Below are 23,348 nucleotides of genomic sequence, written 5' to 3'. Positions count from 1 at the left end.
CACCACTCCCTCCGCCATGCGCGTCGCCTTCATCCAAACAACCATGATCGTCGGGGGTGCCGAGACGCTGCTGGTGAACCTGATCCGCCGGCTCGACCGCACCCGGTTCCAGCCAGAGCTGGTCTGCCTCAAGGACCGCGGCCCGCTGGGGGACCTGCTGGCCGACGAGGTGCCGGTGCACGCCAACCTGCTGTCGGGCAAGCACGACCTGAGGGTGCTGCCCCGGCTCGCGCGGCTGCTGCGCAAGCGCAAGATCGACGCGGTGGTGACCGTGGGCGCCGGCGACAAGATGTTCTGGGGCCGGCTCGCGGCCAAGCGGGCCGGCGTGCCGGTGATCGCCGCGGCGCTGCACAGCACCGGCTGGCCCGACGTGGTGGGCCGGCTGAACCGCATGCTCACGCCGTGGACCGACGCCTTCATCGGCTGCGCCCCCTCGCACGGCCGGTTCCTGGTAGAGCAGGAACGCTTCCCCGCCGCGAAGGTGTTTGTGATCCCCAACGGGGTCGACACTCAGCGGTTCGCGCCGCCGGTAGACCGCGCCGCCATCCGGGCCGAGCTGGGGCTGCACCCCACCGCGCCGGTGGTTGGCATCCTCGCCGCGCTGCGGCCCGAGAAGAACCACGAGATGTTCCTGCACGTCGCGGCCCTGGTCCGGCGGCAGCTACGCGACGCGCGGTTCTTGGTGATCGGCGACGGCCCGCGCCGCGCAGAGCTCGAGGCGCTGGCCCAAGAGCTCGGCCTGGCCGATTACGTCTGCTTCCTGGGCAATCGTGACGACGTGCCCCGCGTGATCGGCGCCACGGACGTGATGACCCTCACCTCGCGGATCGAGGCCAGCCCGGTGTCCATCCTCGAAGCGATGGCGGTCGGCCGCCCGGTGGTGGCGACGCGGGTCGGATCGGTCGCCGAAACGGTCACCGAGGGCCAAACGGGCTGCCTGGTCGACAGCGACGACCAAGCCGCCATGGTCGACCGCGTCGCCGAGCTGCTGTGCGACCCCCTGCGAGCCGAGGCCTACGGCCGCGCCGGCCGCACGTGGGTGGTGCAGCAGCGGTCGCTCAGCGTGATGGTCGAGGGGTACGAGGAATTGCTCGAAGATCTCTACCAAAGAAAGTCCTCGCGTCGCCCGATGCGCCAGCCAGCGGGGGCGCCAGGCGATCTGGCGACGCTCGACCTGCGGGCGCCGGCGCTCCTGGTTCATCCGGCTGAAAGCTGACCGCTGACGGCTAATTGCCAAGGGCCGAAGGCTCTTCGGGCGACACTCGTCCGCGGGCGCCCCGCTGTGCATAATCAAAGCAGCCACGCCCCCCTTTTGACGAGCAATGCTCACCGAAATCGCGATCAACCTGCTCGCCAAGTTTATGGGGGGGGCGAGCGTGCGCTGGGTTGATTCCCAGCCGGACACGACCCAGCGGGTCTACTTCGCCAACCACACCAGCCACATCGACGTGATCTTGGTCTGGTCCGCCCTGCCCGCCCACGTCCGCAAGATCACCCGCCCGGTGGCCGCCAAGGACTACTGGTCGCAGAACTGGTTCCGCCGAAAGCTGGCCCGGGCCTACAACGCGCTGCTGATCGACCGGCACGAGGTCAAGGTGCACCAGAGCCCCGTAGACGTGATGCTCCGCGAGATCGGCCAGGAGCACTCCGTGATCATCTTCCCCGAGGGGGGCCGCAGCGACGGCGTCGCCATCGGCGAGTTCAAGAGCGGCCTGTACTACATGGCCCGCAAGCGGCCCGACCTCGAGCTGATCCCGGTCTACCTGAACAACATGAACCGGGTGCTGCCGCGGGACGAGTACCTGCCGATCCCGCTGCTCACCACGGTGACCTTCGGGCCGCCGATGTGGCTCGAGCGGGGCGAGTCGAAGGTCGACTTCCTAGCCCGGGCCCGTAGCGCCGTGATCAAGCTGGGCGAGGCCTACCGCGAGGAGCCGGATCACAGCCGCACGGGCCTGCCGGCGCCGCTGGGACCCACCCCGCCCGCGGGGGCCGCGGGATGAACCAATCAAGCTGGGCGCTGGCCGCAACGGTGGTCGGCCTGCTCGGGGCCGCGACCCTCATCGGACGGCTGCTGACGCGGATGCACCACCTGGGGCTCAACCCCGTAGCGGTGGAGAGCTTCAACAGCCGCCTGCGGGCCTGGTGGACCATCTGCTCGTTCATGGCCGTGGCGTTCATCTCCAAGAGCCTCACCGTGGCGATGTTCGGGGTGGTGAGCTTCCAGGCGCTGCGTGAGTTCATCACGCTCACCCCCACGCGTCCCGGCGACCACCGCGCGCTATTTTGGGTGTTCTTCTTCTTCACCCCGCTGCAGTACCTGCTGGTCGGCATGGACTACTACAGCGTCTACAGCATCTTGATCCCGGTCTACGCGTTCCTGTTCATCCCGCTGCGGGTAGCGATCGCCGGCGACGCCAAGCGGTTCCTTGAGCGGGTGGCCAAGATCCAGTGCGCGCTGCTGGTGTGCGTCTATTGCCTGAGCTACGCCCCCGCGCTGCTGTACCTAGACGCCCCGGGTCTCGACGACGCCAAACGCGCCCGGCTGCTGTTTTTCTTCATCGTCATCACGATCGTCAGCGAGGCGGTGCAGTTTGTCTGGAGCCGGCTGTATGGCCGGCACGTGATCGCGCCGGAAATCAACGCGGCCCGCACCTGGGAGGGGCTGCTGGGGGGGTCGGCCACCACGGCGCTCATCGGCATGGCCCTCTACTGGGCCACCCCCTACACCGAGCTGTGGCACGCCGCGTTGGTGTCGATGCTGGTGGCGGTGATGGGCTTCGCCGGCGCGATGACCATGAGCGCCATCAAACGCGACCGCGGCGTGAGCGACTTCGGCACGCTGGTCGAGGGGCACGGCGGCGTGCTCGACCGCATCGACGCCATCTGCTTCGCGGCGCCCGTGTTCTACCACGTGTCGAAGCTGCTGCTGGTGGGGTAGTTGTCCGTTGCAAGTTTCCAGTTGCCAGTTGTCCGTTGCAGATCGCTTGCGCGTGCAACGGACTACGGACAACGGACCACGGACAGATCAGCGCCAGATCGTGCCGCTGGTGTTCGAGGCGTCGTAGATCGAGCCACTCTTCACCGCACCGCTGGCCGGTTTGGCCGACTCCGCGGGGGTGAGCGATGCCGAATAGACACTGTTGGTCGCCGCTGCGACCTGCACCGGCTGGGACGCGGGCCGCGTGGCAGACGCCAGCCCCACGCCGTCTTCGCGCTCCAGCCGCGGGCGGCCGACGCGGACCCAGTCGTTCCAGGCCAATTGCAGTTCGAGCAGGTTTTCGTGCTCGTAGTGCGCCTTCACGGCGCGGGGCCAGTTCTCGTCCTGCATGCCGTCCGCGACAAAGGCCATGAAGGTTTCCTTGCCACGGCGTTCGAGCAAGAACTGCGTCAGTGAATGGCCCTGTGCGTACAGCGGCAGCACTTTGGCGGGGTATTCCTTCATCGCGAACATCCGCGAGAAGGGGATCCCGTCGCCAGCCTTGAGGAAACCGATCAGCATCCGCTCTTGCTTGGCGATCTCGCTGCGGTCTTCAACGGTGGTGCAGGCGCCCTCGTCCGCCCAGCGCGGCAGCGGCCGGCGGAAGTGGCACGCGAACACGGTGTGCGTGATCTCGTGCGGCAGCACCGAGTCGAGCACCCGCTCGCGCGAGCCCTGCACCTCCATGTCCCAGTTGAACACCTGACCGCGGTCGAACACGAAGCTCGTTTGGCCCCCGGCGCCCAGGTTCGGATGTACGCGGGCCTTGATCGGGCACGGCTTGGGCCAGTTGGGCATTTCCTTGCCCGTCCACTCCACGGCGAGCTGCTTCCGCAGGATCTCGGCCGTCTCGCCGATCTCACGGGCCAGTTCGGCCGACGGGGCAGAGACCACAAAGTTGGCCGTGCGGTAGCCAGACGTGGCCAACGCGGCGGGGGCGATCAAAAGCAACAGGGCCGCAAGTGCGGCCGTAGCGGTAGCCCGGGGGCGGCGAGCATCCATGCTCTGCTCCTTAGCGTGCGGCCGCGGATCCTTCCGGGCCTAGTCGGGCGCCCACGGGTGAGCGCCAGGGTCGTAGCGGGGCGCGGACGGTACCAAGTGGCCCCAAGCGGGGCGAGAGGGAATTCTGGACCGGAAGCACGCGCTGCTAGCAGTGGACGACGTGCGGCGCCAAGTGTCTCGCAACCAACGAGCAGCCACTAACACCTATCGCCTAAGGCCTAAAACCTAACGCCTCTCTCACAACTTCACCGTCACCGTCTTCAGCTCGGTGTACGCGTCGAGGCCCGCGGCGCCCAGCTCGCGGCCTAGGCCGCTCTGCTTGAAGCCGCCGAAGGGGGCCGCAGAGTCGAAGGCGTCGTAGCAGTTCACCCACACGGTGCCGGCCCGCACCTTCGCGGCGAAGCGGTGGGCCTTCGAGATGTCGCGTGTCCACACCGCCGCGGCCAGGCCGTAGATGGTCTTGTTGGCGCGCTCGGCCGCTTCTTCGGCGTCGCTGAACTTCAGCACGCTCATCACGGGGCCGAAGATCTCGTCGGTCGCGATCCGCATCTCGTCCTTCACGCCGGTAAACAGCGTCGGCTCGATGAAGTAGCCGCTCTCGCCGAAGCGCTTGCCGCCGGTGACGCACTCGGCGCCGTCCTCGCGGCCGTACTCGACGTACTTCATGATCTTGTCGAACTGGTCCTTGTCGACCTGCGGGCCCTGCTCGGTAGCAGGGTCGAAGGGGTCGCCCACCTGCCGGGCAGAGTTCATCCCCGCCAGACGCTCGACGAACTGGTCGTGCACGGAGTCCTCAACAAACACGCGGCTGCCGGCGCAGCAGCACTGCCCCTGGTTGAAGTAGAGGCCGAAGTGGGCGCCGGCGATCGCGGCGTCCAGGTCCGCGTCCGCGAACACCACGTTGGGGCTCTTGCCCCCCAGCTCGAACGTCAGCCGCTTGACCGTCTCGGCCGCTTCCTTCTGGATAATCTTGGCCGTGGCTCCCTCGCCGGTAAAGGCGATCTTGTCGACGCCCGGGTGCCGCACCAGCGCGGCGCCGGCGGTCGGGCCGTAACCGGGCACCACGTTGATCACGCCGTCGGGGATGCCCGCCTCCTGGGCCAGCTTGGCCATCCGCAGGCACGACAGCGGCGTCTGCTCGGCGGGCTTCATCACGATGGTGCAGCCGGTCGCCAGCGCCGGGCCCCACTTCCAGGCCGCCATGAGCGCCGGGAAGTTCCACGGGATGATCTGCCCCACCACGCCCACCGCCTCGCGGCGGGTGTAGCAAAAGTGGTCGCCGCGGACCGGGATCGTCGAGCCCTGCAGCTTGTCCGCCCAGCCGGCGTAGTAACGGATGGTGTCGATCACCAGCGGGATGTCGGCGCCCTTGCTGTCGCGGATCGGCTTGCCGTTGTCCAGCGTCTCGAGCCCCGCCAGCTCGTCCGCCTCTTCCTCGAGCAGGTCGGCGAAGCGGTACATCAGCCGGCCTCGGTCGCGGGCGTCCATCTTCGTCCACGGGCCGTGATCGAACGCCTCGCGGGCCGCGTCGACCGCGGCGTCGATGTCCTCGGCGTCCCCCTCGGCCACCTCGGCGATCACTTCTTCGGTGGCGGGGTGGATCGTCTCAAAAGTCTTGCCGCTGGCCGAGTCGACCCACTTGCCGCCGATGAAACACTGGGTCTGCTTCACCTGCGGCCGACGGACGGTAGTAACGGTGGTCGACATGAGAGGACTCCGGGGAAGAGTGTTGGGCGGACGCCCGATATTCTAGTGCGTCCGCGCAGCGAAGAAAACTCTCGCAGATGCGCGGAGAAGCAGGATGACCGATGACCAAGCCTGAATGACCAATAGGCGCAAGCGATCGCTTGCGCCTATTGGTCATTCAGGCTCGGTCATTGGGGCTCGCGGATTACTCGACGCGATTGGGCGCCCTCCGCGCAAGATCACTCCTGGGTCACGGTCACCTTCTCCATCTTGTCCCCCTGCTTGATCGCGTCGACCACCGCTTGGCCGTCGCCCAGCACGGCGCCGAACACCGTGTGCTTGCCGTCGAGCCAGGGGCACGGGACGTGGGTGATGAAGAACTGGCTGCCGTTGGTGTTGGGGCCGCTGTTGGCCATGCTGAGGATGCCGGGCTTGTCGTGCTTGAGGTCGGCGTGGAACTCGTCCTCAAACTTGTAGCCGGGGTCGCCGGTGCCGGTCCCCTTGGGGCAGCCCCCCTGGATCATGAAGTCCTCGATCACGCGGTGGAACTTCAGACCGTCGTAGAAACCCTCGCCGGCCAGCTTCTCGAAGTTGGCGACCGTTTTGGGAGTCTTGTCCTCGAACAGCTCGACGCGGATCTCGCCCTGGGGCGTGGTGAACGTAGCGACTTTCATCGGGGTTTCCTTCGTAGTAGGTTGCGAGCCGGGCGGCCGACCGAGGAGCACGGGGGCGCCTGAGTTAAACATCGGTGTAAGGCGTGCAAGATGACGCCCGGTTGCGGGGGGAACAACCCCTGACCAAGGGCTCGAACCGGTTTCACGCAGCGAGCCGGAAGCGTCCGCGCCCGAAGAGACTGCGGCGGTGGTCCCTTCGGGCGCGGACGCTTCCGGCTCGCCCACTTGGCGCCGCGCGACGCCGATCTCCCGCTGGGCCCGCCCGTCGTGTGGGGGACGGGCGGGCGGTCGGCTGGAGGGGCGCCGGTTGTTGCTAGTTCTCGGGGGTTGCGTCCGCCGCGTCGTCCGTCGCGTCGTCCATGGCGTCATCGCTCATGGCGCCAGAATTCATGGCCCCCGCTTCGTTGGCGTTCTCGCTCTCGGCGCCAGACGCTTGGTTCTTCATTTCTTGGGTGTCTTCCTCGGTCATCGCCTCGCTGTCTTGCTTGTCCTGGGTTTCGGTGGCCAACGGATCGTCGTCCGCCAAGGCCGGTTTGTTGGAGGTCCGCGCCTCGGGCAAGGCGCCCTGGGGCTCGACACAGCCCAGCGAAGCCAGCGACAAGCAGGTCAACGACGCGCCCAGTAGGTAAAACTTTCTCATCTTGGATTCTCCTTCAGAAATTCGTCTGCATGGCCCGGCGCCATGACGCAGCCAAGAGCGGCTGCATGAAACGTGCCAAAGGGGGCACAGCGGTTCAACGACGGTGACGGCGCCGCTTTGGGGCGCAACGTGAGCCGCCACGCTGGGCGTCGGACGCTCAGCCGGGTGGCGCCGCTGCCGCAATGAAGGGAGCAGCCAGACCGGCCATGGCCGGACGATTGGTAGGGCTCGGACAGAAGGTCTCGAATCGAAGGGTTCGGACGCGCCGAGCAGAGGTACCCTGGTGCGGCCGCCGCGTTTTGCGCGGCGGCCGCCAGGATGTTTGTTTCCCTCGCGGGCCTATTCGGCCGCCGGCTCTTTGTCGGTGTCGACGTCGACGTCGACTTCGGGGGCGTCGGCCTTGTCGCCTTCAGCCGGCGCGGGGGGGGTGGCGGGGGGCGCGGCGGCCGGCTTCTCGCAACCGACCGCGGCCAGCGATGCGCCAAGGATCAACGTACCGGCAAACAAATGCAACTTGGACATGACTTCTCTCTGGGTGGGACGTAAAGGGTAGGCAATCCACTGCTAGCAGAAAGCGTCACTATGGTCGGCTCGGCCGTGGCAATCAACCAGTGGCGGGCCTCACTTCCCGTTTGCCCGCTCGCGGCCTGGAAGCCTGACCGGTTTGTTCCTAAGCTAGGGGTCGTAACGAGGATGCCGGAGTGGCGGAATTGGCAGACGCGCTGGATTCAAAATCCAGTGCCCGCAAGGGCGTGTGGGTTCAAGTCCCACCTCCGGTACTGGTTGTTGGCCCGGTACTTGTTGTTGGTCCGGTACTTGTAGCTGGCGTAGTACGCACTGCGCCGGTGGCGAGGACGCCCCGGCTCACAAGCGCTTGTGAGCCGGGGCGTCCTCGCCACCGGCTTTGTGGGCCCGGCTCGTTAGGCCCCCGAAATCGTGGCGCCCCGTCGCCCCCGCGTCGTGGGGCCCACGGCCTCCACCCCCGAAACCTCCCCCTACCCTTCTCAAGGCACACGGATGATCCTCCGCACCACCCCCTTGGCCCTGTTGCTGTCCCTCGCCCTGCTGTCCAGCGGCTGCGAGCAGCCCGCCGCGCCCCCCAAGGCCGCCGTTGGCGATGAGCAAGACCACGCAGACCACCCGGCGCCCACCACCCTGGGCGAGGCGGTCCACCAGCTCGAAGAGCTGCGAGACGAGGTGAAGAAGGCCTTCGAGGCCGGCACCCCCGAGGTCGCCCACGACGCCCTGCACCACGTCGGCGGCGTGCTGACGGCCGCCCAGAAGATGGCCGGCGACCTCAAGGACGACGCGAAGGAGTCTGCGAAGAGCGCCGTGGACAGCCTGTTTGAGGCCTTCGGCAAGCTCGACGGCTCGCTGCACGACGGCGCGGACGTGGCCTACGACGAAGTGGGCGACGGCATCGACGCCGCGATCGAGAAGCTCGAGGCCCTGGTCCCCGAGGACCAACGCGTCGAGCACGACGAGCCCGCCAAGCCGTAAAACCCAGCAAAAGCGGCCCCCCCAGGGAAAAAGGAAAATAGCCGACGGGCGCCGCCCCGTCGGACCGCAGCGGAGTAGACGGGATCCCTGGAGGGGCGCCGAGGGATACCGACGGGACGCCGACGGGGATTCCGAAGGGGCGTAACCCGTCGGCTAGGGCGTGCACTTGGTCCGCGGTCGCGGGGGGGCGCCCGACTTGCCCGCCGCGGCCGGCCGCGGTATCTTCTTGGATTCGACCAATACGCCGCCAGCGTAGCTTCAATCGGCAGAGCACCGCATTCGTAATGCGGGGGTTGTGGGTTCAAATCCCACCGCTGGCTCTTCAATCCGGGCCCCCCACCTGCGGCGGCCCCGCCCGTTCAGGTTGACCCCCTCCCTTCAGGTCCCCCCTGGCCCTACCGGAACCGCACGCTATGACGCCCGTTCAGGACGCCGCAGAAATCAAGAACATCGTCCTCTCCAGCAGCGGCTTCGGCCCGCGGGAAATCGATCAGATCGTCTCGGGGATCGCCGCCAACTACACCCGCTACCGCGAGCTCCGCGAAGCGGTGGCCGAGCTCGAGGCCCAAACCGGCAAGTCCCCCGCCGCGGCCGCCCGCCTGGGGGTCTGCCAGTTCCTGCTGGGACGTTACTCGGAAGCTGCCGAGACGCTGACCCACGCGGACGGCGGCGCCCTGACCCACTTCTACCTGGGCAAGGCCTACCTGTCGCTCGACCAGCACGACGAAGGGATGAAGGCCTTCGACCAGTCCGAACGGGCCGGCATCGGCAAAGACATCGTCGCCCTGGCCAAGGCCGAGACGCTCCGCCTGGCCGGCAAGCTAGACGAGTCGATCAAGCTGCTCGACGGCCTCTCGGGCGCGGTCGAGCAGACCGCCGAGTACCTCTACCAGCGGGCCGCCACGATCCAGACCATGGACGCCCCGGACGGCGAGGTGATCGCCCTCTTGGAGCGGGCCGTGGCCGCCAACAACACCCACGCCGGCGCCCTGTTCGGCCTGGCCCTGGCCAACGACCGCCACGGCAACGACGACTACGCCCGTGAGCTGTACGAGCGGGCCAGCATCCAGTTCCCGGCCCACGTCGGCACGCTGCTGAACCTGGGCATCCTGTACGAAGACCACGAACAGTACGACCGCGCCCGCGGCTGCTACCAGCGGATCCTAGACGCCTACCCCAGCCACACGCGGGCCCGGCTGTTCTTCCGCGACGCAGACGCCTCGCGCGACATGTTCTACGACGAAGACGCCCGCCGGAAGCAGGACCGCCTGTCGCAGGTGCTCAGCATCCCGGTCACCGACTTCGAGCTCAGCGTCCGCAGCCGCAACTGCCTGCAGAAGATGGGCATCATGACCCTCGGCGACCTGACCGAGACCACCGAGCAGGAGCTGCTGGCCAGCAAGAACTTCGGCGAGACCTCGCTGGTCGAGATCCGCGAGATGCTGGAGTCGAAGAACCTGGAGCTCGGCCAGTTCTCCGGCCAACGCCGCGAAGAAGAGCCCGCCTACGACCCGGACGCCCTCTCGCCCGACGAGCGGGCGCTGCTCGACCGCCCGATCGCCGACCTGAACCTCTCGGTCCGTGCCCGCAAGTGCATGGTCCGCCTGGGGCTCACGACCATCGGCGAGCTGGTCCGCCGCTCCGGCGACGACCTGCTGGAGTGCAAGAACTTCGGCGTCACCAGCCTGAACGAGGTCCGCGAGCGCCTCACCCAGAACGGCCTCAAGCTGCGTGGAGAATAAGGGGTGAGGGGCGAGGGGCGAGGGACGGACGGCAACGCGCCGCCGCACGCTGTCACCTTCCAGCTCGCCCACACCGACGGCGCCGCCCGCCGCGGCGTGCTCCGCACCCCGCACGGCGACGTGCAAACCCCGGCCTTCATGCCGGTCGGCACGCTCGGCACCGTGAAGGGGGTCACCATCGACCAGCTCCGCGCCACCGGTGCGCACATGGTGCTGGGCAACACCTACCACCTGGCGTTGCGGCCCGGAGACGAGACCGTTGAGCGGCTCGGCGGCCTCCATAGGTTCATGGGCTGGGACGGGCCTATCCTGACCGACAGCGGCGGCTTCCAGGTCTTCAGCCTCAGCGATCGCATGACGATCGACGAACGGGGCGCCCGCTTCCGCTCTCATTTGGACGGCGCCCTGATCGACCTCACCCCCGAGCGGGCGGTTGAGATCCAGCAGCGGCTGGGGAGCGACGTCGCGATGGTGCTCGACCACGTGGTGGCGCTCCCGGGCGAGCCGGGCGTGGTGGCCGAAGCGATGCGTCGCAGCCTCCGCTGGGCCCACCGCTGCCAGCAGGCGGCCGACCGCCCCGACCAGTCGCTGTTCGCGATCGTCCAAGGGGGCCTCGATGAGAGCCTCCGCCGCGAGAGCGCCGAGGGGCTCGCGGCGATGGGCTTCGCGGGCTACGCCATCGGCGGGCTGAGCGTCGGCGAGGCGCCGGAGCTGATGTACCGGGCCATCGAGGCGACCGAGCCGTTCCTCCCCGCGGACAGGCCGCGGTACCTGATGGGGGTGGGCCGGCCCGAGGATTTAGTGGAAGCGGTCGCCCGCGGGGTCGACATGTTCGACTGCGTGATGCCCACCCGCAACGGCCGCAACGCGCTAGCATTCACGGCCCAAGGCCCCGTGAGGCTGCGCAACGCCCGCTGGGCCGAGGACCGGGGCCCGCTCGAGGCGGGCTGCCCCTGCCCCGCCTGCCGGCACAGCCGGGGCTACCTGCGGCACTTGTTCCAATCGGGCGAGATGCTGGGGCCGATCTTGGTGTCGATCCACAACCTCAGCTACTACCAGCGGCTGATGGCGGACATGCGCACGGCGATCGAAGCGGGGCGTTTTTCGGAGTTCTACGACGGCTGGAGCCGCCAGCTCGCCGACGGCGCCGCGGCGCGCGCAGCGGGCCGGTCAGAAACCTGATCGGAATCGAGGAAATTGACTGGATCGGCCAGAGCAGACGATCGATACGGAAGTTCATGTCCAGTCGATCCAGCCAATCCCTCCGTCCGGCCCCGGTTCCGCTGCCTGCCCGTTGAAGGGCCTCGGCGGCTTGCATACTCTGCCCGATCGGTAGAGTCGCTTGACACTCGCGGGGCGCGTTTCTAGGATCGGCTGTTTCGACAACCCTTGATTTCTTGGAGTTTCGCAGAGATGACGCACGTCGTTTGTGAGCCCTGCTTCGGTTGCAAGTACACCGACTGCGTCGTGGTCTGCCCGGTGGAGTGTTTCTACGAGGGTGAAAAGATCCTCTACATCCACCCCGACGAATGCATCGACTGCGAGGCGTGCGTCCCCGAGTGCCCAGTTGAGGCCATCTTCCACGAGGACAACGTCCCCGAAGAGTGGAAGGAATACACCGCGCTGAACGCCGAGATGTCGCCTCAGTGCGAGGTGATCACGGAGAAGAAGGAGCCGCTGGCCGGGAAGGAAGGCGCGGAGGAGTAGGCGGTCCTCAACGTGCCGCTTTGGGAATCCACGATTGTGGGCGGGGGTGAATGACCAATGACCAAGCCTGAATGACCAAAGGACGCAGGCAACGTGTCCTTGGTCATTTAGGCTTGGTCATTGGTCATTACAGTTTCTGCCCAGTAGTTTCTGAGCATCAGTCGCTGCTGAGCGACTGCTGCTCTTGAGGGCGCCCTACCGCAGGTCGACCGACCAGTACGCCGCGTCGACGAAGCTCTTCCAGCTCGCGTACTTGGGGCTCGCTAGCTTGATCGACAGCAGCGGGCTGCGCTTGGGGCGCACCGGCTTCTTGATCAGCTTCATGTTCGCCTCGGTGGGGGTGCGGCCCCCCTTGCGCACGTTGCAGCGCACGCACGCGCACACCACGTTCTCCCAAGTGGTCTCGCCGCCGCGGCAGCTAGGCACGACGTGGTCGATCGAAAGCTCGCTGGTGGCGAACTTCTTCCCGCAGTACTGGCACAGGTTCTCGTCGCGGGCAAACAGGTTGCGCCGATTGAGCCGCACGCGCTGCTTGGGGGCGCGGTCGAACTCCAGCAGCCGCAGCACGCGGGGGGCGCGGATCTCGAAGTTCACGCTCCGCACCCAGTCGTCGTGCGGGCCCTTGTAGGCGCTCTCCAGCGTGCTGAGCTCGCGCCAGCTAGCGAAGTCGTAGTTGCCGAACCGGCCCTCTTCGATGTGGATCACTTCCGCCAGTTCGCGGAGCAGGAGCGCGAACGCCCGGCGGACGTCGATAACGTGGATCGCCAGGTACTGGCGGTTGAGGACCAATACGCTGGCGTTAAGCGCTGCGGGTGACGCGGTCGACATGCTCCCTCGCTTGCGGGGTTGCCCCTGGCTATCGGGCTGGCACAGTACTTTGATCCTAACCGGGAAGGTTCGCTCGTGCCAGCGAATCTTGCGCCTTCCTCAATTCTTTACCCTAGGACCCCGGGGGAGCGCAGAAGGTTCTCTGGGGCGCCGCGAGGCCCCTTCCGGAAGCGCGATCCTCCTCTTGCCCAGACGCGCGTGGACGTTACGACCCATTGTTCGGGCCGGCGTTCCGACCGGCGCCGCCCCCACCTCGACTTGCCCCCCAGCGCGCCGACTCACTAGGATGGAGCCTACGAGACGGCACGCGTCGTTATCCATCCGATGTTCCCGGGGCACGCTGAGATGATCCACTTCACCTGTGACCTGTGTCACCGAGCGATCGACTGCGAAGACGAGGTGCGCTACGTGGTGAGACTGGAGGTCTACGCGTCGCTCGACGCAGACGCCGACCCCGGGGAAGAACGCGACCACCTGCAAGAAATCGAAGACATCCTCGAAGGGGTCGACGACCTCAGCGACCCCGACGTCGGCGCCGACGTCTACCACCAGGCCCGCTACGACCTCTGCAGCGCGTGCCGCAAGCGCTTCGTGAAGAACCCCCTGGGCCGCGGCGTGGCCGCCAACCTCGACTTCAGCAACAACTGACGACGGTTAACCACTGAGCCTCAGAGTAAGTAGGGTCTTTGTCCGGGGCAACGATGATCTTCGGCTCCCCCACGCTCGGATCGAAGCGGTTGGCGGAGCTGTGCCACCGGCTGGCGATCTCGGCCGAGTCGGGCATCGATATCCGCCGCACCTGGGAGCGCGAGGCCCAGAGCGCCTCGGGCCGTGTGGCGGAGCGCTTCGCCGTGGTGCGTGACGGAGTGGCCCGCGGCGAGACCCTCTCGGAGGCGATGCACGACGCCGGCGCCGTGTTCCCGCGGCTGATGCTCGACATGGTCGACGTCGGCGAGAAGACCGGCACCCTCAGCGAGGTGATGCGACGCCTGTCGCAGCACTACGACCACCGCTGGAAGATGGCCCGCATGTTCCGCGCAGAGCTGGCGTGGCCGCTGCTGCAGTTGGCCGCGGCGGTCGGCATCATCGGGCTGCTGATCTTGATCCTGGGGATGATCCCCCCCGGCGCCGATGGCCGCCCGATCGACGTGCTGGGCTGGGGGCTGATCGGCGTGCCGGGGCTGATCATCTACACGCTGTGGCTGATCGCGATCGCGGTGAGCATCGGCATCGTGGTCAGCGCCATCCGCTCCGGCCGGCTGTGGACCCGCCCGCTGCAGCACTGGGTGATGCGTGTGCCGGTGGTCGGCCCCGCGATCGAGAAGATCTGCCTGGCGCAGATCGCCTGGGCGCTGCACCTGACGCTGAACGTAGAGATGGACCTCAGGCGGCTGGTGCCGTTGGCGCTTCGCGCCTCGGGCAGCGACTACTACAAGTCGCACGCCCCGCAGATGGTCGCCGACGTCGAGGCGGGCCGGCCGCTGAACCACGCGTTCGCCCACGCCGGGGTCTTCCCGGCCCCGTTCCTCGACTCCCTGGCCGTGGCGGAGGAGAGCGGGCAGATCGTCGAGTCGATGGCCCGGCTCAGCCGGCAGTACCAAGAAGAAGCCGAGGGCGCCATCCACACGCTGACGGTGGTCAGCGGCTTCTTGGTGTGGGGCGCAGTCGCCACGCTGATCGTGGTGATGATCTTCCGCCTGGCGTCGTTCTACCTGGGGATCCTGAACGACGCGATCAAGATGTGACGCGCAGACCGCTGCCCTAGAGGGGGCGAACCGCACTTGGCGGCGATTTTTGAGGCTTTTCTCTTGAACATCGGCTGCGTATCGTAGAGGGCTGCCCCGTGCCCCTCCCAAGATTCACCAAGGCGCCCCCCCCGTGAAGAAGCTGCTGATTACCGCCGCACTATGTGCGATTGCTCCCCACGCTTCGTTCGGCGACATCCTCACGCTGCAGGCGTTCGGCTTCGCCGGGGGCCAGGTGGTGCGATACGACGAGCTGACCGGCGCCCAGGTGCCCGGCTGGTCGTTCAACCCGCAGGGGGTGAACCCGTCCGTGGGTCAGCTCTCGGGGCTCGAGACGCACAACGGCGTCGGCTACGTCAGCAGCCTGAACACCGGGCAGGTCCTTCAGTTCGACCTGGCGAGCGGCGCGCCGATCGGCAGCGGCGTGTTCGCCACGCTGCCGCAGGAGCCCGACGACCCACGGCTGAGCGAGGACCCGCCGCGCGGGCCCGAACCCTCCGCGCTGCGCGTTGGCCCCGATGGGTTGCTGTATGTCGCAGACGGGTTCGGGACCTCCATCCTCCGCTACAACCTGCAGACCGGCGCCCTGGTCGATCGTGTGGTTGACGGCCTGGCCGGCGTGGGGGGCATCGGGTTCAGCAGCACCGACGCGCTGCTTTCCACCAGCAACACGCTGGGCAGCGGGCTCAACACGATCTATACCGGCGGCGGCGATCCTCCCTCCGTGCTCACGCCCGGCGCCGCGACCAACCTCTACGGCCCGAACTCGCTGCTGGTGAACGCAGACGACAGCTTCCTGGTGACCGATCTGCTCTCGAACTACATCTTCCGCTTCGGCGCCGACGGGAGCCCCCAGGGGCCCTTCGCCGAGATTGAGTACCCAAGCGACGTCGATCCCATGAACCCGCCGATCGGCGCCTCGTTTTCTTCCAACTTCCCCTCCGACATGCGGCGCGACGCAGAGGGGAACGTGCTGGTCGTCAACCTCGGCATCTCGAGCGTCGTGCAGGGCGCCGCAAAGAACTACGGCTCGCTGCTCCGCTACGCCCCCGACGGCACGCTGATCGAGCGGCTCGCGGACAGCCTGTTCGCCCCCTCGTCGATCGCGCTGGTCGACGGCCTCACCGGCACGCCGGGCGACTTCAACCGCGACGGCCTCGTCGACGCGGGCGACTACGCCATGTGGACCGCCGGGCTGGGCCGGCAGGTGACCCCCGGCAGCAACGCCGACGGCAACTTCGACGGCGTCATCGACGCCGCCGACTACACCGTGTGGCGAGACAACCTGCCGGCGCCCCTGGATGCAAGCGCCGCAAGCGTCCCCGAGCCCGCCTCTGAGGTGCTGGCGCTGGCCGCGCTCCTGGCGGGCGTCGGTTACCGAACCAGGCGGGGCTGCTAGAATCTGCTAGATGCCCACCCCGCTCCGCCACCCGCCGACCCGCCGCCCCCCCGGTGCGTTCACGCTGGTCGAGCTGTTGGTGGTGATCGGCATCGTCGGGGTGCTGGCGTCGCTGCTGCTACCCGCGGTGCAGTCGACGCGCGAGTCGGCCCGCCGGGCAGACTGCAGCAACCGGCTGCGGCAACTGGGCCTAGCGGCCAACAACCACATCTCCGCGACCGGGCGGCTGCCGTCGGGCTCCGACGCAAAGCCCCCCCCTCCGGGGTTCGGCGTCCAGGAGTGGACGTTCTTCCGCTGGAGCGCCCTTGCGCACCTGGCGCCCTACCTGGAGAACGGCGCCGAGTACGACGCGCTGAACCTCGATCTGCCCCTCTACCGCGACCTCGGCGGCGGGGTGACCGAAGAGAACGAGGCGATCGTCCGCACCGTCATCCCGCAGTACCTCTGCCCCAGCGACCGGCAAGAACGCGTCTCCCCCGCGTTTGGCCCCACGAACTACGTCGCCTCGACCGGCACCGGCGCCGGCGGCGGGACGCCGCGCAAGGTCGATGGCCTGTTCGGCGTAAACTCCGACTTCAAGCCGTCAGAGATCACCGACGGCCTCAGCAAGACGGCCTTGTTCTCTGAGAGCCTGCTTGGCGAGCGTAGCGACGACTCGCACAACCCCCAGCGGGAGTACAAGTTTGTGCTCGTGCTCAACACGCTCAATCAGGGGATGTGCGACTTCACCACCCAGTGGAACCTTTCCGAGCCGTTGGGTTTTTCCTGGGCCAGCGGCGAGTTCCGCTGTGCGCTGTACAACCACTGGCGCACCCCGAACTCAACCGAGTTCGACTGCGTCGGCGCCGCCATCGGCGGCTCTGTCGCCACGCGCTACACGCCGTACGGCTGGCGCGCCGCCCGCAGCGTGCACGCCGGCGGGGTGAACGTCGGGATGGCCGACGGCTCGGTGCGGTTCGTGACGGACGACATCGGGACCAACCCCTGGCGGGCCCTCAGCACCCGCGCCGGCGGCGAACTCGACTAGCGGGGCGAGCCCTCGCGTCATCCCGGGAACCGGTCGGTGAACACCACCTCGCTCTTGGCGAGCTGCCCGCCCCGGGGGTGGGCCGGCTTGGCCGCTTTGCCGATCACCAGCATCATCGCGATCACGTGCCCCGGCGGCAGCCCGATTACTTCGGCCACCTGCTCGGTGTTGAACCCGATCATCGGGTTCGAGTCGTAGCCCATCGACTTGGCGGCCAGCATCAGCGTCTGCGCTGCAATGCCGCAGCTACGCATCACCTCGTCGTGCTGCACCTGCTCGCCCGAGGTTGAGTAGAACTGCTCGATCATCGGCACCAGCACGTCGCGGGTCCCTTCGGGCACGTTCTTCCAGTAGCGCTCGGGCTCTTTGGCCCACGCCTTCACGTCGCCGCACAGCACCATGGTGAGCTGGGCCTCTTCTACCTGCGCCTGGTCCCAGGCCGCGGCGCGCAGCTTCTTCTTCTGCGCGGGGTCGCGGACCAGCACAAACCGCCAGTTCTGGATGTTGAAGCTGGTCGGCGAAAGCAGCGCCAGGTCCATCAGCTTCTCGACGTCCGCCTCGGGCATCGTGAACGACGTGTCGTACTTCTTGATGCTGCGACGTTCCTGGATAGCGGTGAGGGTGTCCATGCGAGGTGGCTCCGAGGGGGCTGAGGGGCAATGTGAGAGATTCTAGAGGCACAGACTCGCTCGAGGCGAGCCGCCGGCGTAGTGCGACGACCAACAGGAAGGGCCGCTCAGGAGCGACTACGAGGCATCCCTCTGTCCAACGTCAGCACGTCGCGGCTATGCCGATCCGCCAATGCGCGAATCAAGCAGTCGCCGAGGTCGCGCTTTCTGACATCCTGTCTTCGTCCGCCATGGGGAATCCGTTCCGCGATGCTTGTAGCGAGTACGACCGTCTCTTTAGACAGGCTGCCATCGTCCACGACTTCAAAAGCGGCCAAGAACGCGCGGGTAGCGAGTAACGAATCCGAGTTTGTACAACCCGCCAGCATTTCGATGCAAACGGGAGTGACGAGCGACCTCGTGCCGTGCGTCTGAATCAGGTCGGCAGCCCACTCGGCCGCTTCCTTTTGGGTGGGGCAGTAGCCGGGCGACGGGCGCTTGGTTGCCCAGAACTGGATGAGAACTGAAGTGTCGAGGATTCGGTCCGCCACGCTCTGCTCACGCCACGAGAACGGGTTCAAGAGATTCGATGATCTCCCTCAAGTTTTGGCCGGTCTCCGAAACAGCTGCGCTTAACTCTCCCTCATCTAGAGCGCGGATGCCGGACACGGTTAGAGTGCCAGAAACCCCGTCTTGAAGATCGAATCGTCGCACGCAAGGGCCCGACTCAACCTGATCGAGGCCTATCTGAAGTTTCATTGCCGCGTCGGCGAGCTCACGCATTAGCTGCTGCTCATGCTCAACAAGCCAACGACGGGCGGCTTCGACTTCGGTGGGAAGGTGAGATCCCTCAACCCGCAGATCCACATACCACAACAGGGCGGGGTCCGGCTCGTTTCCCGATGGCACGAAACTTTGAAGAACCGATCGCTCGCCCAGACCAAGCCCAGCTCGAATGGAATCGTCGTACCGTTTCTGGCGAAAAAACGTGATAACTGGCATAGTTTCCTCGAGGTTTGCCGCCCTTCCTTCACTCTACTATACGCTCACCCGTCACACCTCGTACACGATCCGGCCGTGCTGCTGGCTGCGGCTGATGCGGTCGGTGGCGTACAGCCCCGCAAGCACGAACTCAACGCAGCTCGCCCGCACCGCCGGGTCTTGGCTGGCGTTCACCTCGAACGCCTTGTCCCAGACGGGGGGCACACGTTTGACCAGCTCTGCGTAGTGCGAAGAGGGGAGCATGTCTCCTACCTCTAGCTTCACCCCCTCGCTAAACGACTGGGCGATCTCCGGCAGCCCGTACTCGTCCACGTACTCGCCGAACACCGTGGCGATCGCCTCGGCGATCACCGAGTCCAGCACCTGCCGCTCGCTCATCTGGTGCGAGCCCATCAGGTCGAGCTCCAGCTTCCCCAGCGAGCTGGCGTACAGGTGCCCCAGGTCGCTGACCCGCGGCACCGCCGGGGTCTCTCCCAGCACCGCGGCGCGGTGCCGGGCCGAGGCGACCATCGTCCGGTAGTTGGCGATCGACAACCGCGCGCTCACCCCCGACTCGTGGTCGATGAACTTGCTCTTGCGCGCGGCGCGGCTGATCTCCTCGATCAGCTCTTTCATAAAATAGGGCACGACGACGCCCGGGGGACTACCGGCGAGGGGCGAGGGGTGAGCCCCTGTCGCTCCATCCTCTCCACCCCCGTCCGTCACTCGCCCCTCGCCCGTCGCCCCTAATCCCTCACTTGCCCCTCGCCCCTCGCCTGCTTCTTGCTCCAAGATCCGCACCCCCGTCTCGCGTTCGAGCGGGTAGTGCGTGTGGATGATCGAGCCGATGCGGTCCTTGAGCTGCGGGATCACCTTGCCGGAGCGGTTGTAGGTTGCCGGGTTGGCGGAGAAGAGGATCATCACGTCGATGTCGAACTTCACCGGGTAACCGCGGATCTGCACGTCGCGTTCTTCCAGGATGTTGAACAGGCCGACCTGCACCAGCTCGTCCAGCTCGGGCAGCTCGTTCATCGCGAAGATGCCGCGGTGCATCCGCGGGATCAGCCCGAAGTGCAACGCCTCCTCGGCGCCCATGCTCACGCCGCCCACCAGCTTGGCGGGGTCGATCTCGCCGATGATGTCGGCAAACTTGGTCCCGGGCGCCAGCCGCTCCGCGTAGCGATCCTCGCGAGCCCACCACGCGATGGGCACCTCGTCGGCCGGCGTGCTGCCGATCATCTGCTTGCCGCGGCGGGTGATCGGCTTGTAGGGGTCGTCGTGCAGAGGGATCCGTTTGTCGTCGATGTACGGCACCCAGGGGTCGAGGAAGGTCATCAGGGCGCGCATCATCCGGCTCTTGGCCTGCCCCTTCTCGCCCAGGAACAGCATGTCGTGCTGCGCCAGCAGGGCGATGTTCAGCTCCGGGATCACCGTGTCGTCGAACCCCAGGATGCCCGGGTACAGCTCCTCTCCGGCGGCGAGCCGGCGGAGGAAGTTGTCGTGGATCTCTTGCTTGACGGTCTTGGAGACCCATCCGGCGTCGCGGAGCTGGGCGAGGGTGGTCGGCTGATCGGCGGCGAACGACATACGGCTGGCTTTCCTGACGGGTCTGGGCGAACTGTGGCCCGTGGGGCGGGCGAACGGGACGCCCCGCGGGGCGATGGGCGATTATAGCGCGGGCCACCAGGGCGAGAAGCCGCACGCCGGCGCCTGCACCCTGCGACGGGGCGGCTCTACAATCGACGGGACGCCCGATCCGACCATGAGATACGCCAAACGATGCCCGCAGCCCCCCAGAAGTCGCGCTCCCGCAAATGGGGCCGCCCCCCCCGCGTGTGGCCCGGCGTGTTGATCGTGGCGCTGGTTTGGTTGTCGACCACCCTCCCGGCCCGCTTCTCCTCCAGCGGCATGACCGCGCCCGGCGTGATGGAGGGGGTTATCCTCGGCGCCCTGGGGGGGACGCTGTTGTTCCTCATCTGGTGGCTGGGGTTCAGCCGGGTGCCGTGGGGCGACCGCTGGCGCGGGCTGGCGATCGTGATCGCGGCGCTCGCCGCGGGGCTGCTTGGCGGGTTCCACCCGTACATGCGCGCCATGCCGGTCGCGTTCTACCTGCTCCCCTCGATCCTGCTGGCGGCCGTCGCCGCGATGGTGGTGACGCGGCCACTAGGGTGGCGGCGGGCCCGTTGGCCGACGCTGGTCGCGTCGCTCCTGCCGATCGTGGTGTGGTGCTGCCTCCGCTCCAACGGCATGTCGGGTTACCTGGCCGCCGACTTCGCGTGGCGGTGGACCCCCACCGCCGAGCAAGAGTTCCTCGCTAACCTGGCGGATCCCGACGCCTCGATCGCCAAGCCCGACTCCCCCGGCGACTCTTCGATCGGCGAGCCCCTGGTAGCCAGCGACACGGACTGGCCGGAGTTCCGCGGCCCGCACCGCGACGGGCGGCTCGTCGGCGTCGAGGTCCGCGACGATTGGGCCGAGAACCCGCCGCGGGAGCTGTGGAGACGCGACGTCGGGCCCGGTTGGAGCTCGTTCTGCGTCATCGGCGACAACGTCTTCACGCAGGAACAACGCGGCGAACAAGAAATGGTGGTCTGCTACGACCTGAATAGTGGCGACGAGCGCTGGGCGAGCGGCGTCGAGGCCCGCTTCGACGAGTCGACCGCCGGCGCGGGGCCGCGCGGCACGCCGACGTTCGACGGGGGGTTCCTGTACACCACCGGCGGCTCGGGCGTGGTGCAGAAGCTCGACGCGCGGACCGGCAAGCAACTGTGGCAGCGGTCGCTGATCGACGACACGCCGATGGAGGTCCCCCCGGAGTGGGGCTTCGCGAGCTCGCCGCTGATCGTCGATCGGGCCGATGGGGGCAAGCTCGCGATCGTGTACGCCGGCGACCCCAGGACCAAATCGCTCCCCCTAGAGTCCAACCTACCCGAGGCAGCGATCGCGTACGACACGCAGACCGGCGAACCGGTTTGGCGGGGCGGCGCCGGCTTCCACGGCTACGGCTCGCCCCACCTCGCCACCCTGCTGGGCGTGCCGCAGGTGGTGATTACGTCGAACGCCGGGGCCGAATCCCTCGACCCCCAAACGGGCAAGTCGTTGTGGTTCTACGACTGGCCCATCGGCGGTTTCCCAAGAATCGTGCAACCCCTAGTCCGCGGCGACGACACCCTCATCATCGCCACCGGCTACGGCGCCGGCACGCACGCAATAAAGCTCAACCACACCGTTAGCCGCGACGCGCAGCGGAGCGCTTCGTCTGACGGAGCGCCGTCGGACAGTGCTCCACCGGATAGTGCCCCGCCAGACAGCGATCCTTCAAAAAGCGCTCCGTTGCGCGTCGCGGCCAACGGCGATCTCTGGACCACGGAGACGGTTTGGCAGAGTAAGGAACTGAAACCTTACTTCAACGATTTGGTCGAGCACGAGGGGTTCCTGTACGGGTTCGACGGCATCTTCCTGACCTGCATCGACCCCGAGACGGGCGAGTCGAGCTGGCCCAAGCGGAGCCGTCGGGAGGTCGAGTTTGGCCAAGGCCAGGTTCTGCTGGTTGCGGATTCCGGGCTGCTGGTGGTCACGACCGAGCTGACCGGCGAAGTGGTGCTGCTGCGCGCGGACCCCACCAAGCCCGAGGTCCTGGCCCGCATCCCCGCGGCCCAGGGGAAAACCTGGAACCACCCGGTCATCGCCCACGGCAAGCTGCTGGTGCGGAACGGGCGAGAGATGGTCTGCTTCGACGTCACCGAAGCAGAAGAACCCAATGCAGCCCAAGTGAGCGCCCAACAAACAAGAAGAGCCCGGTAGCTGCCGATCTAAGTTCGGCGCGTGGCTAAGTAGTGAACAAACACAGTAGCGCGCCGACCGTAGGTCGGCAGCTACCGGCGCTAGTCGCAAGCTTCCCACCAACGAAGACCTAACGCCTAACGCCTAACGCCTAACACCTAACACCTAACACCTCCCCCCTACTGCACGTCGCCCTTCACGCGCGTCGCCGCCACGCGCCAGCTCAGCGTGAGCATCGCCGCCGCGAACAGCGCGGTCACTAGCCAGCAGAGCCACAGCGGGGGGACGCCCGGGATCGGATCGTTGGCGAAGGTGGTCAGCCCGTCGGCGTGCGTCAGGTAACGCCGCAGCCCGGCGACGCCGTAGGTGAGCGGGTTGATGGACACCACCCAGCCCAGCAGGCCGGCCTGGCCCTGGCGGAAGAAGGCGCCCGAGAGCAGCCACATCGGCAGCAAGAAGACGCTCATGATGGCGTGGAACGCGTGCGTCGACTCCATCCGCCACGCGATCGCGAACCCCAGCCCCGTGAGCGCAATCGCCATCAGCCCCATGAGCAAAGCCGCCTGCACGGCGCCCAGGGCCGATGGATGGACGATGCTCGAGAAGCCGATCCAGCCCAGCAGCATGAACGCGATCCCCTGGATCCATGCGATCGCGGCGCCCCCCAGCACCTTGCCCAGCACCATCGCCCACCGCGGCGCGGGGGAGACCAGCACCCCCTGCAAGAAGCCCTCGTTGCGGTCTTCGATGATCGAGATCGTCGCAAAGATGGCGGTGAACAACAGGATCATCGCCAGCGTGCCCGGGAAGAAGTGGGCGTAGTCTAGGTCGCTCGACTTGAGCCCTTCGCTGAACAAGAACCAGAAGATGATCGGCTGCCCCAGGGCGCCGAACACGCGGTTGCGTTGGCGAAAAAACCGCACCAGCTCGCGCCAAGCAAGTGCGACGACGGCGGGGAGCGCAGGTGCACGGCGGAGGGCGAGCTCGGTCATGGTGTGGTTCGCAGTAGTGTCGTTGCGCGGAGCGTCGGCGGTTGAGATGATAGA

At 67.2% G+C, this 23,348-nt stretch carries 23 protein-coding genes and 2 tRNA genes; 14 read left to right on the top strand and 11 right to left on the bottom strand.

All coding sequences use genetic code 11. The features are described 5' to 3' along the window. The first annotated feature begins 16 nt into the window (after positions 1-16). The 3 genes from Pla175_RS03995 to Pla175_RS03985 all read left to right on the top strand — a co-directional run bounded on the left by Pla175_RS03995 (position 17) and on the right by Pla175_RS03985 (position 2,941). Entirely contained in the window at positions 17-1,216 is a 1,200-nt protein-coding gene (locus Pla175_RS03995) for a glycosyltransferase (protein WP_145281403.1), read from the top strand. A gap of 106 nt (positions 1,217-1,322) precedes the next feature. After that, a complete protein-coding gene (locus Pla175_RS03990; RefSeq protein ID WP_145281402.1) occupies positions 1,323-2,003 on the top strand; it encodes a lysophospholipid acyltransferase family protein in 681 nt (226 codons plus the stop codon). Next, a complete protein-coding gene (locus Pla175_RS03985) occupies positions 2,000-2,941 on the top strand; it encodes a phosphatidate cytidylyltransferase (protein WP_145281401.1) in 942 nt (313 codons plus the stop codon). The genes Pla175_RS03990 and Pla175_RS03985 overlap by 4 nt, the downstream gene beginning before the upstream one ends. 87 nt (positions 2,942-3,028) lie before the next feature. Here Pla175_RS03985 and Pla175_RS03980 read toward each other — a convergent pair whose 3' ends face one another. The 5 genes from Pla175_RS03980 to Pla175_RS03960 all read right to left on the bottom strand — a co-directional run bounded on the left by Pla175_RS03980 (position 3,029) and on the right by Pla175_RS03960 (position 7,504). Then, the gene (locus Pla175_RS03980) at positions 3,029-3,982 is read right to left on the bottom strand and encodes a hypothetical protein (protein ID WP_145281400.1); all 954 of its coding nucleotides are present in this window, start codon (positions 3,980-3,982) and stop codon (positions 3,029-3,031) included. 237 nt (positions 3,983-4,219) lie between these two features. Beyond that, positions 4,220-5,689, bottom strand: a complete 1,470-nt coding sequence (locus tag Pla175_RS03975; protein WP_145281399.1) for an aldehyde dehydrogenase family protein — start codon at positions 5,687-5,689, stop codon at positions 4,220-4,222. 218 nt (positions 5,690-5,907) lie between these two features. Next, a complete protein-coding gene (locus Pla175_RS03970) occupies positions 5,908-6,342 on the bottom strand; it encodes a peptidylprolyl isomerase (protein WP_145281398.1) in 435 nt (144 codons plus the stop codon). 313 nt (positions 6,343-6,655) lie between these two features. Continuing rightward, the gene (locus Pla175_RS03965) at positions 6,656-6,982 is read right to left on the bottom strand and encodes a hypothetical protein (RefSeq protein WP_145281397.1); all 327 of its coding nucleotides are present in this window, start codon (positions 6,980-6,982) and stop codon (positions 6,656-6,658) included. 339 nt (positions 6,983-7,321) lie between these two features. Beyond that, the gene (locus Pla175_RS03960; RefSeq protein WP_145281396.1) at positions 7,322-7,504 is read right to left on the bottom strand and encodes a hypothetical protein; all 183 of its coding nucleotides are present in this window, start codon (positions 7,502-7,504) and stop codon (positions 7,322-7,324) included. Between the two features lie 173 nt (positions 7,505-7,677). On the opposite strand from Pla175_RS03960, the gene Pla175_RS03955 reads away from it, so the two are divergent. The 6 genes from Pla175_RS03955 to Pla175_RS03930 all read left to right on the top strand — a co-directional run bounded on the left by Pla175_RS03955 (position 7,678) and on the right by Pla175_RS03930 (position 11,931). Further along, a tRNA-Leu gene (locus Pla175_RS03955) sits at positions 7,678-7,761 on the top strand. Between the two features lie 238 nt (positions 7,762-7,999). Then, positions 8,000-8,482, top strand: a complete 483-nt coding sequence (locus Pla175_RS03950) for a hypothetical protein (protein ID WP_145281395.1) — start codon at positions 8,000-8,002, stop codon at positions 8,480-8,482. Positions 8,483-8,728: 246 nt separating this feature from the next. Next, positions 8,729-8,802: transfer RNA gene (locus Pla175_RS03945), tRNA-Thr, on the top strand. Positions 8,803-8,895: 93 nt separating this feature from the next. Beyond that, a complete protein-coding gene (locus tag Pla175_RS03940; RefSeq protein WP_145281394.1) occupies positions 8,896-10,224 on the top strand; it encodes a DNA-directed RNA polymerase subunit alpha C-terminal domain-containing protein in 1,329 nt (442 codons plus the stop codon). A gap of 3 nt (positions 10,225-10,227) precedes the next feature. Next, the gene (gene tgt / locus Pla175_RS03935; protein WP_145281393.1) at positions 10,228-11,406 is read left to right on the top strand and encodes a tRNA guanosine(34) transglycosylase Tgt; all 1,179 of its coding nucleotides are present in this window, start codon (positions 10,228-10,230) and stop codon (positions 11,404-11,406) included. Positions 11,407-11,637: 231 nt separating this feature from the next. Next, on the top strand, positions 11,638-11,931 hold the full coding sequence (locus Pla175_RS03930; protein WP_145281392.1) for a ferredoxin family protein: 294 nt from the start codon (positions 11,638-11,640) through the stop codon (positions 11,929-11,931). 195 nt (positions 11,932-12,126) lie between these two features. Here the strand turns inward: Pla175_RS03930 and Pla175_RS03925 are convergent, their stop codons facing one another. Then, positions 12,127-12,759, bottom strand: a complete 633-nt coding sequence (locus Pla175_RS03925) for an HNH endonuclease (protein ID WP_145281391.1) — start codon at positions 12,757-12,759, stop codon at positions 12,127-12,129. A 345-nt stretch (positions 12,760-13,104) separates the two neighbouring features. Here Pla175_RS03925 and Pla175_RS03920 point away from each other — a divergent pair, with 345 nt between their 5' ends. The 4 genes from Pla175_RS03920 to Pla175_RS03905 all read left to right on the top strand — a co-directional run bounded on the left by Pla175_RS03920 (position 13,105) and on the right by Pla175_RS03905 (position 16,930). Continuing rightward, positions 13,105-13,407 carry a hypothetical protein gene (locus tag Pla175_RS03920; RefSeq protein WP_145281390.1) on the top strand — a complete coding sequence of 101 codons (303 nt, stop codon included), beginning with the start codon at positions 13,105-13,107 and terminating at the stop codon, positions 13,405-13,407. Between the two features lie 53 nt (positions 13,408-13,460). Next, positions 13,461-14,504: a type II secretion system F family protein gene (locus Pla175_RS03915; RefSeq protein WP_145281389.1), complete on the top strand. Its 1,044-nt coding sequence runs from the start codon at positions 13,461-13,463 to the stop codon at positions 14,502-14,504. Between the two features lie 133 nt (positions 14,505-14,637). Continuing rightward, positions 14,638-15,903 (top strand): dockerin type I domain-containing protein, encoded by a 1,266-nt coding sequence (locus Pla175_RS03910; protein ID WP_145281388.1) that lies wholly within the window; start codon positions 14,638-14,640, stop codon positions 15,901-15,903. Between the two features lie 10 nt (positions 15,904-15,913). Then, complete coding sequence (locus Pla175_RS03905) at positions 15,914-16,930, top strand: DUF1559 domain-containing protein (protein WP_145281387.1); 1,017 nt, start codon at positions 15,914-15,916, stop codon at positions 16,928-16,930. Positions 16,931-16,947: 17 nt separating this feature from the next. Here the strand turns inward: Pla175_RS03905 and Pla175_RS03900 are convergent, their stop codons facing one another. The 4 genes from Pla175_RS03900 to Pla175_RS03885 form a co-directional block, all read right to left on the bottom strand. After that, the gene (locus Pla175_RS03900; RefSeq protein WP_145281386.1) at positions 16,948-17,559 is read right to left on the bottom strand and encodes a nitroreductase family protein; all 612 of its coding nucleotides are present in this window, start codon (positions 17,557-17,559) and stop codon (positions 16,948-16,950) included. A 107-nt stretch (positions 17,560-17,666) separates the two neighbouring features. Beyond that, positions 17,667-18,119: a PIN domain-containing protein gene (locus Pla175_RS03895; RefSeq protein WP_145281385.1), complete on the bottom strand. Its 453-nt coding sequence runs from the start codon at positions 18,117-18,119 to the stop codon at positions 17,667-17,669. Further along, a complete protein-coding gene (locus tag Pla175_RS03890; RefSeq protein WP_145281384.1) occupies positions 18,097-18,540 on the bottom strand; it encodes a hypothetical protein in 444 nt (147 codons plus the stop codon). The genes Pla175_RS03895 and Pla175_RS03890 overlap by 23 nt, the downstream gene beginning before the upstream one ends. 51 nt (positions 18,541-18,591) lie before the next feature. Continuing rightward, complete coding sequence (locus Pla175_RS03885; RefSeq protein ID WP_145281383.1) at positions 18,592-20,106, bottom strand: magnesium chelatase; 1,515 nt, start codon at positions 20,104-20,106, stop codon at positions 18,592-18,594. Positions 20,107-20,298: 192 nt separating this feature from the next. Here Pla175_RS03885 and Pla175_RS03880 point away from each other — a divergent pair, with 192 nt between their 5' ends. Continuing rightward, entirely contained in the window at positions 20,299-22,323 is a 2,025-nt protein-coding gene (locus Pla175_RS03880; RefSeq protein WP_145281382.1) for an outer membrane protein assembly factor BamB family protein, read from the top strand. Positions 22,324-22,481: 158 nt separating this feature from the next. Here Pla175_RS03880 and Pla175_RS03875 read toward each other — a convergent pair whose 3' ends face one another. Then, a complete protein-coding gene (locus Pla175_RS03875) occupies positions 22,482-23,294 on the bottom strand; it encodes an ABC transporter permease (protein ID WP_145281381.1) in 813 nt (270 codons plus the stop codon). Between the last annotated feature and the right edge of the window lie 54 nt (positions 23,295-23,348).

It is taken from the genome of Pirellulimonas nuda (assembly GCF_007750855.1).
In the GTDB taxonomy this organism is placed as follows: domain Bacteria; phylum Planctomycetota; class Planctomycetia; order Pirellulales; family Lacipirellulaceae; genus Pirellulimonas; species Pirellulimonas nuda.
This window is presented reverse-complemented; position numbering and strand designations above follow the sequence as displayed.